General features: G+C 40.4%; 14 protein-coding genes. 11 read left to right on the forward strand and 3 right to left on the reverse strand.

Annotated features, from left to right (window positions below; translation table 11 throughout):
- Nucleotides 1-66 precede the first annotated feature (66 nt).
- Genes GQR47_RS02400 through GQR47_RS02415 form a run of 4 tightly spaced genes read left to right on the forward strand, consistent with a single transcriptional unit; the run spans nucleotide 67 to nucleotide 4,450 of the window.
- Nucleotides 67-879 carry a hypothetical protein gene (locus GQR47_RS02400; RefSeq protein WP_002961238.1) on the forward strand — a complete coding sequence of 271 codons (813 nt, stop codon included), beginning with the start codon at nucleotides 67-69 and terminating at the stop codon, nucleotides 877-879.
- Entirely contained in the window at nucleotides 880-1,920 is a 1,041-nt protein-coding gene (locus GQR47_RS02405) for an extracellular solute-binding protein (RefSeq protein ID WP_096793161.1), read from the forward strand.
- A complete protein-coding gene (locus GQR47_RS02410; protein ID WP_024597048.1) occupies nucleotides 1,920-3,419 on the forward strand; it encodes an iron ABC transporter permease in 1,500 nt (499 codons plus the stop codon). The genes GQR47_RS02405 and GQR47_RS02410 overlap by 1 nt, the downstream gene beginning before the upstream one ends.
- Before the next feature lie 14 nt (nucleotides 3,420-3,433).
- Entirely contained in the window at nucleotides 3,434-4,450 is a 1,017-nt protein-coding gene (locus GQR47_RS02415) for an ABC transporter ATP-binding protein (RefSeq protein ID WP_165723470.1), read from the forward strand.
- An 89-nt stretch (nucleotides 4,451-4,539) separates the two neighbouring features.
- Here GQR47_RS02415 and GQR47_RS02420 read toward each other — a convergent pair whose 3' ends face one another.
- Complete coding sequence (locus tag GQR47_RS02420; RefSeq protein WP_002961231.1) at nucleotides 4,540-4,974, reverse strand: ATP-binding protein; 435 nt, start codon at nucleotides 4,972-4,974, stop codon at nucleotides 4,540-4,542.
- A 297-nt stretch (nucleotides 4,975-5,271) separates the two neighbouring features.
- Here GQR47_RS02420 and asnS point away from each other — a divergent pair, with 297 nt between their 5' ends.
- Nucleotides 5,272-6,669, forward strand: a complete 1,398-nt coding sequence (gene asnS, locus GQR47_RS02425; protein ID WP_024596826.1) for an asparagine--tRNA ligase — start codon at nucleotides 5,272-5,274, stop codon at nucleotides 6,667-6,669.
- A gap of 139 nt (nucleotides 6,670-6,808) precedes the next feature.
- Here the strand turns inward: asnS and GQR47_RS02430 are convergent, their stop codons facing one another.
- Together GQR47_RS02430 and GQR47_RS02435 are read right to left on the reverse strand one after the other, a co-directional pair.
- Nucleotides 6,809-7,735, reverse strand: a complete 927-nt coding sequence (locus GQR47_RS02430; RefSeq protein ID WP_024596825.1) for an FAD-binding protein — start codon at nucleotides 7,733-7,735, stop codon at nucleotides 6,809-6,811.
- Nucleotides 7,736-8,485: an electron transfer flavoprotein subunit beta/FixA family protein gene (locus GQR47_RS02435; RefSeq protein ID WP_024603308.1), complete on the reverse strand. Its 750-nt coding sequence runs from the start codon at nucleotides 8,483-8,485 to the stop codon at nucleotides 7,736-7,738.
- A 221-nt stretch (nucleotides 8,486-8,706) separates the two neighbouring features.
- On the opposite strand from GQR47_RS02435, the gene GQR47_RS02440 reads away from it, so the two are divergent.
- From GQR47_RS02440 to GQR47_RS02465, 6 genes are all read left to right on the forward strand, one after another.
- Nucleotides 8,707-10,353: an electron transfer flavoprotein-ubiquinone oxidoreductase gene (locus GQR47_RS02440; RefSeq protein ID WP_024596823.1), complete on the forward strand. Its 1,647-nt coding sequence runs from the start codon at nucleotides 8,707-8,709 to the stop codon at nucleotides 10,351-10,353.
- 132 nt (nucleotides 10,354-10,485) lie between these two features.
- Entirely contained in the window at nucleotides 10,486-10,950 is a 465-nt protein-coding gene (locus GQR47_RS02445) for an acyl-CoA thioesterase (protein ID WP_024596822.1), read from the forward strand.
- 259 nt (nucleotides 10,951-11,209) lie between these two features.
- Nucleotides 11,210-11,779 (forward strand): outer membrane beta-barrel protein, encoded by a 570-nt coding sequence (locus GQR47_RS02450; RefSeq protein ID WP_165723471.1) that lies wholly within the window; start codon nucleotides 11,210-11,212, stop codon nucleotides 11,777-11,779.
- A gap of 212 nt (nucleotides 11,780-11,991) precedes the next feature.
- Entirely contained in the window at nucleotides 11,992-12,696 is a 705-nt protein-coding gene (gene tsaA / locus GQR47_RS02455) for a tRNA (N6-threonylcarbamoyladenosine(37)-N6)-methyltransferase TrmO (protein ID WP_024596821.1), read from the forward strand.
- A gap of 89 nt (nucleotides 12,697-12,785) precedes the next feature.
- The gene (locus tag GQR47_RS02460; RefSeq protein WP_165723472.1) at nucleotides 12,786-14,510 is read left to right on the forward strand and encodes a proline--tRNA ligase; all 1,725 of its coding nucleotides are present in this window, start codon (nucleotides 12,786-12,788) and stop codon (nucleotides 14,508-14,510) included.
- A 233-nt stretch (nucleotides 14,511-14,743) separates the two neighbouring features.
- Nucleotides 14,744-15,589: a UDP-2,3-diacylglucosamine diphosphatase gene (locus GQR47_RS02465; RefSeq protein WP_024596856.1), complete on the forward strand. Its 846-nt coding sequence runs from the start codon at nucleotides 14,744-14,746 to the stop codon at nucleotides 15,587-15,589.
- Nucleotides 15,590-15,602: the final 13 nt, after the last annotated feature.

Consider the following 15,602-nt stretch of genomic DNA (forward strand, 5'->3'; position numbering starts at 1 on the left):
TCTCGTTAACCATTAGCTATATGATAATGTCTATCATTTACAATTACCTTTTTGGACTTCTTTGCTATGAAATTACTATTTAAACCAGCCAAAACTTTAGGTGCAAGCCTTTTACTAGCCTCGGCGTTTATGGCTCAACCAGTATTAGCTAACGGCCCTATTGGCGAGCATGTTAATCATCTTCAAGCTAACCTCAAAAGTTACGCAGAAGAAGTAGAATGGATGGTAGGCAAAGTTGATACCATGGTAAGCGACTACGATACTAAAGGCGCAAAATCTGTAAAAACTGATGATTTAATTGAATATTGGGAATCAGTTAAGTTTCACAGCGCAATAGAAACTAACTTTGTACCAGTATACGCTTCTATTTGGCAGGGTCTTTATGGCGTAAAAATGGCCATTGATAATAAAGAGCCTGCTGAGGAAGTTCGTAAACAGCAAAAAGCGATGAACATAGCCTTGTGGCAAGGCCTTGGGGCTGTTAAGCTTGCTGCAAAATTCCAGCAAAAAGGCTTGTTAGACACTGTAAAAGCAACCGCTACAACTCAAATGACACAAAGTGCCACAATTGATGAAATTAAGCACAAATTAGACCGTGTAGTAGCAAAATTTGCTGAGCGTTTACGAGACGAAGCAACTGAAATTGTTCACGATACTTATCTGCACCTGTTTGAAGGCGTTGAAGGTACACTTATTGAACAAGATGCAAAACTAGTTGAAGTGCTGGAAAAAGACTTTAACGTAACACTGCCACAAGCCATTAAAAACAGCAAAAGCGTAGACGAAGTACGCGACGTGATCAGTGATATGCAAACAAAATTAGACCGCGCTAAGGTTTTAATAGAAAAAGCCGAAAAAGCACGTAAGGATGTATTTTAAGTGAAGCGTAGGACCTTTATTCAAGGCCTAGCTGCGTTAGGGGTGGTTGGCTCATTGCCACTGCCTCTTTCTCGTGCGCTAGCCGCTGATATAGCAAACCCTGTTTCTGTTGACGATTTACCAAAGCTCAAAGGCGAGTTAACGCTTTATTTAGGCCGAGGCGAAGGTGGTTTGTATGAAAACGTATTACAAGCAATCCAGAAAAAAAATCCAGACTTTAAACTCGGTATACGCCGAGGTCCTACTGCTGCTTTAGCAAATACCATTGTTGCAGAAGCTAAAGCTGGCGTTCGCCGCGCTGATTTATTTTGGGCAGTTGATTCAGGCGCAATTGGTTTAGTAACTGATGCTGGCCTTGCACAACCTATCCCAGGTGATTTATCTGCTCAGTTACAACCACAATTTAGATATAAAGAGTGGGCACCTGTAACTGGCCGTATTCGTACATTGCCATATAACACGTCGCGTTTGACTAAAGATCAAATTCCAACAAGTATTATGGAAATTGCCGACAGCGATTTAAGTATTGGCTGGGCGCCCGCCTACGCTTCTTTTCAATCGTTTGTAACCGCAATGCGAATTTTAGAAGGCGATGACAAAACCGCTAAGTGGCTTAAAAAGATTCAAAAACGTGCTAAAACATACGCCGGCGAGCTAGGTGTTGTTATGGGCGTTGAACGCGGTGAAGTTGATATTGGTTTTGCAAATCACTATTACACTTTACGTTTAAAATCAGGTAAGCCTGATGCCAAGCTAGATTTAGCATTTACACAAAATGATGCGGGCTGTTTAGTTAATGCATCGGGTGTATTAGCGCTTAACGACGATCCGCTTGCAACTAACTTTATGCGTTACTTACTAAGTAAAGAAGTACAAGGTTACTTAGCCAGTGAAGCGTACGAAATTCCGTTAGTAAATGGTATTACCCAACCTGAGGGTTTACCGTCACTTGCTAATATTTCTCCACCTAAAGTAGATTTAACACAGCTAGCTGATTTACGTCCTACTATAGATTTGATGCGAAGCAGCGGCGTATTGTAATGAAAATACCTGCCTCTTATCCAATGGCGCTGCTTGCAGCGCTTGTTGCGCTTACCCCTGTTTATGTATTAATTGTGCTTGCAAGCGATGCGAGCTCAGTGTTTGACACCCACAATCTTCAAATTTTAGGTAACACGTTATCGTTAATGGGTTTAACGGTACTTGGATCTATTTTAATTGGTGTGCCACTGGCGTTTATTAGCGCGTATGTGCATTTACCATTTAAAAAGCTCTGGCTGGTTGTATTTGCAGCCCCACTGGCAATTCCCAGTTATATTGGCGCATTTACACTTTATGCTGCTTTTGGCCCCGGTGGCGAAATAAATACCTTAACAGGAATAGAAACACCATCAATGTATGGCCTAACAGGTGCCGCCATTGTAATGACGCTTTATACCTTCCCGTTTGTAATGATGACAACTCGCTCATCCCTACTGAGCCTTGACGCAAGCATGGTTAATGCCGCACGAACGCTGGGCATGTCGATGACGCAAAGTATATTTAAAGTTATATTACCGCGCGTAGTTAACGGTATTGCAGCAGGCTCATTGTTAGTCGCGCTTTATACGTTATCAGACTTTGGCACGCCGGCAATGATGCGCTTAGATACTTTTACCCGCGTAATTTACGTTGAATACAATGCCTTTGCGTTAGGACGCGCTGCAATGCTTTCACTTCAACTGATGGTTATTGTCGGTTTTTTACTTTTAGTTGAATCACAAATAAAAACAGCGCCTGAGCGCCATGGTCGCCCGTTAATTTTATTTCCAAGTAAAGTACAATTAAGTGCCATGTTTGTTACGTTTGCACCTGTTTTACTGCTTGCTATTGGCTTGCCTTTGGCTATATTTTCGCTTTGGTTAGCTCGCGATGGTTTTAGCTCATTTGATTTTAATATTGCATGGAACTCTACGTATGCATCGGGTATTGCGGCAATTGTAGCCGTTATCGTTGCGATCCCCGTTGCACATGCTGCACTGAGTGGAAAAGCGGGTCGTATAATGGAGCGTGTTACTTACTTTGGTTTTGGTATTCCGGGTATAGTAATGGGCACAGCGCTTGTTTACGGTGGTTTGCAGTTGCCGTTTTTATATCAAACACTGGGATTGCTTATTATTGCTTACATGCTGCGATTTTTACCACTTGCTGTAGGCTCTGTTAGAACAAGCACCGAACACTTAGATCCAAGCTTAGTGAAGTCTGCGCGCGTATTAGGTGCAAGCCCACGTGAAGTATTTACTCGCATAACACTGCCTTTAACTATGCGCGGTATTATTGCCGGTGCAGCACTGGTGTTTTTAGAGTCAATGCGTGAACTCGAAGCCACGCTATTACTTGGTCCTACAGGGTTTGAAACCCTCTCTACTTATTTATGGCGTGTATACGAAGCGGGCTATTTTGGTCGCGCCGCGATTCCAGGGTTATTGTTAGTAGTGATATCTGCCTGCGGGTTAGCTATTATGATGTCTGGCGAAAAACGCAACCAGTTTGAACATTAAGGATTTAAGAAACAATGCTATCTGTAAGTCAGTTGTCTATAGATTATGGCAGTAACCGCGTAGTAAGCGATTTAAACTTTTCGCTGGGTGAAAACGAAATCCTTATGCTTGTAGGGCCAACAGGTTGTGGTAAAAGTACAATTTTACAAGCCCTTGCTGGCCTTATACCTATTAGCGAAGGCGAAATAAACACAGGTAAATGGCGCGCTACACCCAAATTAACAATACCTCCTGAAAAACGCAGTGTAGGCATGGTATTTCAAGATTTTGCGTTATTTCCGCACTTAACCGTACAGCAAAACATTTGCTTTAGATTAAAAGATACAGCCCCTGCTGAGTATTGGATAAACCTACTTGGGTTGAGCGATTTTAGAGACAAAAAACCAGCAACGCTTTCTGGCGGACAAAAGCAGCGCGTTGCACTTGCGCGTACCCTTGCCCACCAACCTGACTTTGTATTACTTGATGAGCCGCTTTCAAACTTAGATGCCGCTCTTAAAGACATGCTTCGTTGGGATATTAGAAACGCACTTAAAGCCGCTGGCGTACCGGCGATTTGGGTAACACACGACCAAGAAGAAGCACTCTCCGTTGGCGACCGCGTTGGTGTGCTTAAAGGCGGCGAAATTCAGCAAATCGATACACCCGAGCGCTGTTTTAGTACCCCAAACAATCGCTTTGTGGCACGCTTTTTAGGTGAAGCCAGCTTTATTAGCGGCCAATTTAGCCAAGGACAAGCCACTACCTCAATTGGTAATGCGCCCGCTCATGGCGTTGACTGTGAAAGTGGCGACGTTGATGTACTACTTCGACCAGACGATGTGTTACTTGTACAAAGCAGTGTTGGCAATAACGGCGAAGTAATTTGGGTACGATTTGAAGGTGGCAGCCGCTTGTGCGCTGTAAAACTTGCGTGCTCTACGGTTGTAACTAGCAGAGTAAGCCATGAAGTTGTGGTAAACCCAGGCGACGAAGTGCATGTATCACTAAGTACCTCGCACCCATTAGCGGTTTATAAACAAAAAGCTTAACTACCTTGTAACTTACATAAACCAAAAAAGCCCATATATGGGCTTTTCAATAGGTATTGCTATGTAGGTTACTAACTAAAGTCGAAGCACTACCACTCAAACATGTAGGCCATTTTACTTATTGTTTTTAGCGGCACATTATGTGAGTTTCGTTTAGCGTATAGGTGCTGCATAGCTTTGTCTTTTACTTCACCCACTATCACTTCTTTTACTTGATAACCTAAAGCAACGGCAGCTTGAGAGTAAGCTATAAATTCCCACTTTTTAATATTGGTGTTATCTACAATCACCAATGGAATGCCTTGAGCAAGTGCATTTATAAAGCGCGCCAAATTTAAATTATGAAATTGTGGTAACTTAAATTTATCGAAATGATATTCGCCCTGCTCATTATTAAAGTAATCATCAGTTGAGCAAATTAGATACTGACTTTCGTCGGCTCCACCTAATTCGTCAGCAAGGCTTTGCGCGTAGTAAGACTTACCACTTCCTGGTAGTCCTCGTAAAATAAAAACTTGTTTCATAGCATCGATTTTTTAAGGGTGAATAAATATTAATTTAGTTTGGATGTTAATAATGCCACAAAATCATTAAATTTCAGAGCAACAAATCATAATAGTGGCAATTAAACTCTAAAAACTGTTTAAAAATAAACCGCATGCATAAAAACTTTTAAAGAGTTGCCCACAATAGTTTTTTTATTTAACTTTACTAGGTAAGATACAGGGTTCAAGTGCAGCGCCGTTTATGTGCAATTTATGCCCGAGTGTTGCGCACAGTTAAAATAAAATAGTTAGGCAACTTATATCATTGGAGTGAAGATGAGCCATTTAGCGATTTCAGAGCTATTAAAAGGCAATGTTGCGGTAGACAGCCAAGTAACAATTAAAGGCTGGATCCGTACTCGCCGCGATTCAAAAGCAGGAATTTCATTTTTAGCCGTTCATGACGGTTCGTGTTTTGATCCTATTCAAGCGGTAGTTCCTAATTCACTGAATAATTATGATGAAGTTACTAGCTTAACAGCCGGTTGTTCTGTGTCGGTTACTGGTGTTTTAGTTCAATCTGCTGGCCAAGGTCAATCTTACGAAATTCAAGCTAACTCAGTGACTGTATTAGGTTGGGTAGAGAACCCAGATTCATACCCAATGTCGGCAAAACGCCACAGCATTGAGTACTTACGTGAGCACGCTCACCTTCGCCCTCGTACAAATATGATTGGCGCGGTAACTCGTGTACGTAACTGTTTAGCACAAGCTATTCACCGTTTTTACCACGAGCAAGGCTTTTACTGGATCAGCACGCCAATCATTACGGCAAGTGACTGTGAAGGTGCTGGCGAAATGTTCCGTGTATCAACGCTTGATATGCAAAACTTACCACTTACAGACAAAGGCGAAGTTGATTACAGCGAAGATTTCTTCGGTAAAGAAGCATTCCTTACTGTATCTGGTCAGTTAAATGGCGAAACTTACGCGTCTGCAATGTCAAAAATTTATACATTTGGCCCTACATTCCGCGCAGAGAATTCAAATACATCTCGACACCTTGCAGAATTTTGGATGGTAGAGCCTGAAGTAGCGTTTGCTGATTTAGAAGATATAGCAAAACTTGCTGAAAACATGCTCAAGTATGTGTTTAAAGCCGTACTTGAAGAGCGCCGTGATGACATGGAATTTTTTGCACAACGTGTAGAAAAAACCGCAATTACGCGTTTAGAAGAATTTGTAGATAAAGACTTTGCACAAGTTGACTACACAGACGCTGTAGAAATCCTTAAAAACTGTGGCAAAAAGTTTGAGTACGCTGTTGAATGGGGCGTAGATTTACAGTCTGAGCACGAGCGTTACCTTGCAGAAGAGCACTTTAAAGCACCGGTAGTTATTAAAAACTACCCTCGTGACATTAAAGCATTCTACATGCGCCAAAACGAAGACGGTAAAACCGTTGCCGCAATGGACGTAGTAGCGCCTGGTATTGGCGAGATCATTGGTGGTTCACAACGTGAAGAACGCCTTGATGTGCTTGATGCACGTTTAGAAGAAATGGGCTTAAACAAAGAAGATTACAGCTGGTACCGCGATTTACGTAAATACGGTAGCGTGCCACATTCAGGCTTTGGTTTAGGCTTTGAACGCTTAGTTGCTTATGTAACAGGTATGGGCAACGTACGTGACGTTATTGCCTTCCCTCGTACTAAAGGCAGCGCAACTTACTAATACTAAGTTAGCCGTTTATAAATACTAAAAACCAGCCAATTGGCTGGTTTTTTTGTGTCTTTAATTTACCGAATAAAAAAGCCGCAGCACTCAAAGAGCACCACGGCTTTCAACCAGAATAAGTTTGTTTATTTAAAGGCTATAAAGCACTCTCTAACTGTGGCAGTACTTCAAACAAATCAGCCACTAAACCGTAATCTGCAACTTGAAAAATAGGTGCGTCAGGGTCTTTATTAATCGCGACGATTACTTTTGAGTCTTTCATCCCCGCTAAATGCTGAATAGCACCGCTAATACCTACTGCAATGTATAAATTAGGCGCTACAATTTTACCTGTTTGGCCTACTTGCATGTCGTTAGGTACAAAGCCTGCATCAACTGCTGCACGCGATGCACCAATAGCTGCACCTAGTTTATCGGCAATACCATTAAGTAATGCAAAGTTTTCGCCGTTTTGCATACCGCGACCACCCGATATGACCACACTAGCAGCTGTAAGCTCAGGGCGTTCTGATTCAGTTTGCTCTACACTTACAAAGCTGCTTAATTGCGAATCTGATACTGTATCAATACTTGTTATAGCAACAGCTGATTGCTCACCTTGTAAATCAAAGCTACTGGCACGCACGGTAATTACTTTTTTACTGTCGAGTGATTTAACCGTGGCGATTGCATTACCTGCATAAATCGGACGTTTAAATGTATCGGCGTCCACTACTGCGATAATTTCAGAAATTTGCGCAACATCTAATAGCGCAGCAACACGTGGCATAAAGTTTTTGCCCGTTGTAGTAGCACTTGCAACAATATGGCTGTAGTTGTCGCTAATTGATAAAACTAAATCGCTCATGCTCTCAGCTAACTGATGTTCATAAACGCTATTATCAGCAACTAAAACATTAGCTACGCCATCAATGCTGGCCACTTGTGAGCTCATTGCGCTTAAGTTGTTACCTGCAATTAGTACATCAATAGGAAAACCCATTTTTACTGCGGCGTTAATAGTTTTTGAGGTTTCTGGTTTTAAGGCACCGTTGTCGTGCTCTGCAATTACGAGTGTTTTCATTTAAATCACCTTTGCCTCTGTTTTTAATTTTTCTACAAGCTGCGCTACGTCTTCTACAATAATTCCTGCGGTGCGTTTAGCTGGCTCTTCTACACTTATTAATTGCATACGCGGTGTTAAATCAACACCAAGCGAATCTGCTGCTATTACTTCAAGCGGCTTACGTTTGGCTTTCATAATATTTGGCAGTGATGCATAGCGAGGCTCATTTAAGCGTAAATCAGTTGTAACAACTGCCGGTAAATTAAGTGCTACCGTTTGCAGCCCGCCATCAACTTCGCGTGTTACGTTTACTTTGCCATTTTCAATAACTACTTTTGATGCAAATGTACCCTGCCCGCGATTAGTTAATGCAGCAAGCATTTGACCTGTTTGATTATTATCTGAGTCAATTGACTGCTTACCTAAAATGACAAGTTCAGGCGTTTCTTGCTCTACAATTTTAGCGAGTAGTTTTGCAATATGAAGTGACTCGAGCTTTTCATCGGTTTCGATGTGAATAGCTTTGTCAGCACCCAATGCTAATGCTGTGCGTAATTGTTCTTGTGATGCTTTTGAACCAATAGTTACAGCAACCACTTCAGTGGCGGTACCGGCTTCTTTAAGACGAATTGCTTCTTCTATAGCAATCTCACAAAACGGGTTCATTGCCATTTTAACGTTGTTTAAATCAACGTCGCTGTTATCACTTTTAACGCGTGCTTTTACGTTGTAATCAATCACTCTTTTTATTGGTACGAGAACTTTCATAGGAACTCCATAATTATTTAAACCTACAAGGTAACGTGCACGTCAACCTATTTATTTTATGAAATTAGACTACTTACTGTTGACGTAAACGTCAACCTAAAATAACCTTTAACTATTCACAGTCTGTAACGTTTAATTTGCAAGGTTATAAATAGGCTGTACACCTTATTTAAATGCGTAGTAAACATTCAAATAAGTCCGTCATAGATAAAGAGGTTATTATGGTCGAACGTGAAACCATGGAATTTGATGTAGTAATTGTTGGTGCAGGCCCTGCTGGGCTTTCAAGTGCAATTAAACTCGCGCAATTAGCACAAGAAAAACAACAAGAGTGCATGATTTGCGTAGTCGAAAAAGGTTCTGAAGTAGGAGCACATGTACTCTCTGGTGCTGTTTTTGAAACCAAAGCTTTGGATGAACTACTACCTAATTGGCAAGATCTTGGCGCACCGGTTACAACCAAAGTAACTAATGATGAAATTTATTGGTTTAATAACGAGCAAAAAGCGACATCAATTCCCCACTTTGCTACACCAAAAACATTTCATAATGATGGTAACTACATTGTATCTATGGGCAATGTATGTCGATGGCTTGCAGAGCAAGCTGAGAGCTTAGGCGTAGAGATATTTCCAGGATTTAGCGCACACTCTTTAATAATTGAAGATGAAGCAGTAAAAGGCATTATTACTGGTGATATGGGTGTAGACAAAGATGGTAATGAAAAAGACGGTTACATGCCAGGCATGGAGCTTCGTGCAAAATACACTATTTTTGCTGAAGGTTGCCGTGGTCATTTAGGTAAACAACTAATCAATGAGTTTGCACTTGATGCAGATTCATCACCGCAGCATTATGGTTTAGGCTTTAAAGAAATCTGGCAAATAGATGAAAGTAAACATGAGCTTGGCAAGGTAGTTCATGGTACAGGTTGGCCACTTAGCGGCGATACTAATGGTGGTGCATTTATGTATCACAGTGAAAACAATCAAGTTGTTGTTGGTTTAATTGTTGATTTAAATTACTCAAACCCACATTTGAGCCCGTTTGATGAGTTTCAGCGAATGAAGCACCATCCTGTATTTAAAAACGTACTTGAAGGCGCTGAACGTATTGCTTACGGTGCGCGTGCTATTGCTAAAGGTGGCTTGCACTCATTACCAAAAATGCATTTTGCTGGTGGTTTACTTGTTGGGTGTGATGCAGGCACTCTTAATTTTGCAAAAATTAAAGGTAACCACACCGCAATGAAATCAGGAATGATGGCCGCTGAGGTTATTTTTGAAGCATTGCAAAATGAGTTAGCAAATACCGATTTAACTCATTATCAAACTGCGTTTGAGCAATCGTGGGCATATAAAGAGTTATATCAATCTCGTAACTTTGGCCCTGCTATGCACAAACTCGGTAAATTTTTAGGTGGTGCGTACAATACGCTTGATCAAAACATCTTTAATGGCGCTTTACCCTTTACGTTTAAAGATAATACGCCCGATCACTCTACCCTTGTTGATGCTAGCGCCGCTGACAAAATTGCATACCCAAAACCAGATGGACACCTTAGCTTTGATAAACTCTCAAGTGTGTTTTTATCAAATACTAACCACGAAGAATCACAGCCGTGTCATTTAAAGCTTAAAGATGCGTCAATTCCTATTAACGTAAATTTAGTTAAATTTGATGAACCCGCACAACGTTATTGCCCTGCAGGCGTTTACGAAGTACAAGAAATTGCAAGCAATAAAGAGTTTGTTATTAATGCCCAAAACTGTGTGCACTGTAAAACCTGCGATATTAAAGACCCAAGCCAAAACATTACATGGGTAACACCTGAAGGTGCGGGTGGGCCAAATTATCCTAATATGTAACTAAATTATGCGCTGTATAGCTATATAACTACGTTTTTTACATATAAATTATAAACATATCCTAAATTGCAGGGGCTTCGGCCCCTTTTTTACGTTATGCTAATAGTAGTTTTAATAATAAGAGTGTTATTTATGCCGTCGTCAAAAGTTATTTTTCGTTTTTTAGCAGAGCCTACTGATGTGAATTTTGGTGGTAAAGTTCATGGTGGGGCCGTCATGAAGTGGATTGACCAAGCAGGTTATGCGTGCGCTGCAGGTTGGAGTGGTCATTACTGCGTAACTGTTTCGGTTGCGGGTGTTAAATTTAGACGCCCTATTTTAGTGGGTCAAATAGTCGAAGTAGAAGCTAAAATTGCCCATACGGGTAGAAGTAGCATGCAAATATTTATTCAAGTTAGGTGTGGCGATCCAAAAACGCAAAATATGGTTGAAACAAACCATTGTGTTATCAGCTTTATTGCAATGGATGAAACGGGCTACCCAATAGAAGTGCCTTCGTTTAAAGCAGTGACCGATGAAGACATTAAATTAGAAAATTACGCTATAAAAATGAAAGAAATAGCAATTGAAACAGAAAACTTGCTTCATAAAGTCTAATTAGTAATTTGAATAAAGTAAGGCTATGTAAAAAACTCATTATACTTTGTAAAACATACAACTTATTTTAGAGTACACGATTACACAAAAGTTCACTTTGATTATAAAACACGCTAAACAATGTAAAAACCAATACAAAAGAACTAATTATGGCGTGTTTTTAATCCATTTTAATATTGGCACGCTCGCTGCAAGTAGATAATTGAAGTTTGATTAATGAAATCAAGCATTTGATTATTTTTTGTAAAGGAGCTATTCAATGATTAAAACACTTTCTCTTTCAGCTATTGCACTAGCAACACTGGGTTTTAACTCTGCAGCACACGCTGATATTTCTGATTTCGATTCTCCACGTATTTATACTGGTATCGGTTACGGTCAATATTCTTTTGAATTTGAAGACAGTGACAACGACACTGACTTTGACGACGATGCACAAATGCTTAAAGGCTATATCGGTACTCAGTTTAACGAATACCTAAGCTTAGAACTTGCTTATCAAAACTTTGATGAAGTAAGTGATATTGACAGCAAAGCTGAAATTGATGGCGTATCGCTTGCCGCACGTTTGGGCTACCCAATAACAGAGAGCTTTTCTGTATATGCAAAAGGCGGTTGGCTTGAGTGGGATGCAGATTACACACAAGATTTACCAGTAGGTGGTGTAACAGCGTCTACAGATGGTGGTGATGCATTTTACGGTGCGGGTATTGAATACGCACTTACAACAAATGTACAGTTTCGTTTAGAGTACGAACGCTACAAACTTGATGACGATATTGATCCAGACATGGATGTAGCATCTGTATCATTTCAATACATGTTTTAATTAATCTTTAACATGTTTGAAAGGGTAAGCTTAAGAGCTTGCCCTTTTTTGTTTTAGGTCCTTTTTAAATATATTAATACAAAATATAAACCACTCAGTCTAATAAGTGATTTTAAACCGCTTGGTCTATAAGCAATAAACTTACTTACACTAATGCCATAAATACTAAATGCAGGTAGAATAGCGCTCTATTTTATTTGTACCCGAGTACTATGAGCGATTATACCATTTCGGCTATTGGCCACATTGAATCTCCTTATAAACAAAAGTTTGCTATACCTAGGCAGCCTCGTTTAGTGCCACAAGCCAAGGCAAAACTTATTTTTGCACCTGATTTTAATCGCGAAGAGTTTGTACGTGGTTTAGATGAATTTACTCATATTTGGTTGTTATTTCGTTTTCATGAAACGGCCGATAAAGGTTATTCTGCTATGGTGCGCCCACCTCGTTTAGGTGGGAATGAGCGAAAAGGTGTATTTGCTACCCGCGCTACATTTAGACCAAACGCGATTGGTATGAGCGCAGTAAAACTTGAAGGTATTGAATATAAAAACGGACAACTTAGTTTATTACTCGCTGGCATTGATTTACTTGATGGCACCCCCATTATCGATATTAAACCGTACTTACCCTATTCAGATGCAATGCTTGACGCCAGTGCTGGCTTTGCAGATACACGCCCAGAAACACAAATGACGGTTGAATTTAGCCCTCAGGCAATTGAGTTTGTTAATGCGCAAACACAATACCCAGATTTACATGATTTTATAGCTAATGTTTTAAAACAAGATCCCCGCCCTGCCTATAAAAAACAAAAAGACGGCGAGCAAAGCTATGGTATGACTTTGTACAATTATAATATTCGCTGGCAAGTCAATGGCGAGCATAACGTAGTAACAATCATAGAAAAAAACTAAATAACTCACTTAGCGCTTTAGTGTAAAAGCATCCGCTGTTAAACTTAAGTTCTATTAAAAGAACATAATTACTCTATTTCGGAAAAAACATGCGTACAAGCCAATATATACTCGCAACACTTAAAGAAACGCCATCAGATGCTGAAATCGTATCGCATCAGTTAATGCTTAGAGCCGGTATGATCCGTCGCGTCGCTTCGGGTTTATACACTTGGTTACCCTCTGGTTTACGTGTGCTACGTAAAGTAGAAAACATTGTACGTGAAGAGATGGATAAAGCAGGTGCTATTGAAATGCTAATGCCTGTAATTCAACCCGCTGATTTGTGGGAAGAGTCTGGCCGTTGGAATGAATTTGGTCCTGAGCTTATGCGCTTCACAGACCGTCATAACCGTACGTTTGCACTTGGTCCAACACACGAAGAAGTAATAACTGATTTCGTACGTAAAGAAATAAGCAGCTACAAGCAGTTACCTGTTACTTTATATCAAGTACAAACTAAAGTACGCGACGAACGTCGCCCTCGCTTTGGTGTTATGCGAGCTCGTGAATTTACAATGAAAGATGCCTACTCTTTTCACTTAAGTGAAGAGTGTTTAGATGCGACTTATCAAGCGATGCACAAAGCATACTGTAACATTTTTGAGCGTTTAGGCCTTGATTACCGCCCTGTACTTGCTGATACTGGGTCTATTGGTGGTAGCTTATCGCACGAGTTTCATGTACTTGCTGAGTCGGGCGAAGATGCCATTGCATTTAGTGATGGCAGTGATTACGCAGCTAATATTGAAAAAGCAGAAGCACTAGCGCCAAACGATCCACGCCCAGAAGCAAGTAAAGAGTTAAAAGCATTCCCTACTCCTGACGCTAAAACAATTAATGAGCTTAAAAAGCACTACGGTGTAAAACCTCATCGCGGTGTTAAAACCTTAATTGTTTACGGTGCACCTGATGAAAACGATGTACGTGGTTTAGTGGCGCTTGTACTTCGTGGCGATCATGATTTAAATGAATTGAAAGCTGAAAAGCACCCATTAGTAGACTCTCCGCTTGAAATGGCAACAGAGGCAGATATTGTTGCTGCTATTGGTGCAAAACCTGGCTCATTAGGCCCTGTGGGCTTATCTATGCCTATTATTGTTGATAGAGCCGCTAATATCCTTGCTGATTTTGTTGCCGGTGCTAATAAAGACGACGAGCATTACAGCGGTATTAACTGGGATCGTGACGTAACTGATTACGAAGTTGCTGATATTCGTAATATTGTTGAAGGCGATATGAGTCCATGTGGCCAAGGCGTTTTACAAATAAAACGCGGTATTGAAGTAGGTCATATATTCCAACTTGGCACTAAATACTCAGAAGCAATGAAAGCGGGAGTATTAAACGAAGGTGGTAAAAACCAAACCATGACCATGGGTTGTTACGGTATTGGTGTTTCACGTATTGTTGCTGCTGCTATTGAGCAAAACAACGATCAATACGGGATCATTTGGCCACAATCAATCGCGCCATTCGATTTAGCGATTGTTCCAATGAACATGCACAAATCACATCGTATTCCTGATATTGCAAATAACCTTTACCAGGGTTTAAAAGATGCAGGTCTTGATGTGTTATTTGATGACCGTAAAGAACGCCCTGGTGTTATGTTTAATGACATGGAGCTAATTGGTGTACCTTACACGCTTGTAATTGGTGAGCGTAACCTTGACGAGAATAAAGTTGAGCTTAAAAACCGCCGCACCGGTGAAAAGCTAATGATTGATATTGATACAGCAATTGATGCAATTAAAGCGGCTGTTAAAGGTTAATAACACGCACGCTCAAAATAGACTAAAAGGCCGCATTTAAAATGCGGCCTTTTTTATGCGCGATTAATAGCAATACGTAATAATAGCTGCTCAATGACTCACCTTTCCTAGCTTTGTAGAAATCATTTAATTACGGCCTTGGTATAAATTGTCATGGAGGCTTCGCTAAAGTGTCTCATAAGTGTCATTAGATTTATCTACAGTGTTTAATTATTACACTATGGATGACGGGCATGACAAACAATCAACTGCGTAAAAAACAACATTATCCAGCCATTTGGATATCTGATGTTCATTTAGGTTACAAAGATTGTAAAGCTGATTACTTACTTGATTTTTTAAACTCGGTAGAATCTGACACACTTTATTTAGTGGGTGATATTATTGACTTATGGTCAATGAAGCGACAGTTTTATTGGCACCCTTCTCATTATGAAGTATTAAACTGCATACAAACAAAAGCAGCTAGCGGTACACGTGTCATTTATATTCCCGGTAATCATGATGAAGCGTTTAGAAACTATATAAATCAAACATTATTTGGTGTTGAAATCCACCAGCAGTTTATTCACACCACTAAAGCTAATAAACGGTTTTTACTTATACACGGCGACGACTTTGATTCAGCGACTCGTTATAACAAACTTGTTAGTATTGCGGGGGATGCAGGATACGACTTTTTATTATTTTTAAATCGCTGGACCAATCGTATACGTAAAATATTTGGTGGTAACTACTACTCGCTTGCATCGTGGATAAAAGCTCGGGTACACAAAGCTCGAGAAGCGATTAGTGCCTTTGAAGATGCCGCAGTTCATGAAGCTAAAAAACAAAACGTAGACGGTATTATTTGTGGACACATTCACCATCCCAAAATTAAAGTGGATGACGGTATTATGTACTGTAACGATGGTGATTGGATTGAGAGCTGTACTGCGCTTGTAGAGCAGCAAGATGGAAAGATAGAATTACTACATTGGTCAGATACACAATTTATACTCGATAGCGCAGACATAGCTATTCTTAACACGCCTTTAAATACGTCAACAAATACCAAACCAAAAAAATCAGCTGCTTAGCAGCTGATTTTCA

Origin of the sequence: Pseudoalteromonas sp. Z1A2 (genome assembly GCF_011378755.1) — a bacterium.
Taxonomy (GTDB): domain Bacteria; phylum Pseudomonadota; class Gammaproteobacteria; order Enterobacterales; family Alteromonadaceae; genus Pseudoalteromonas; species Pseudoalteromonas distincta.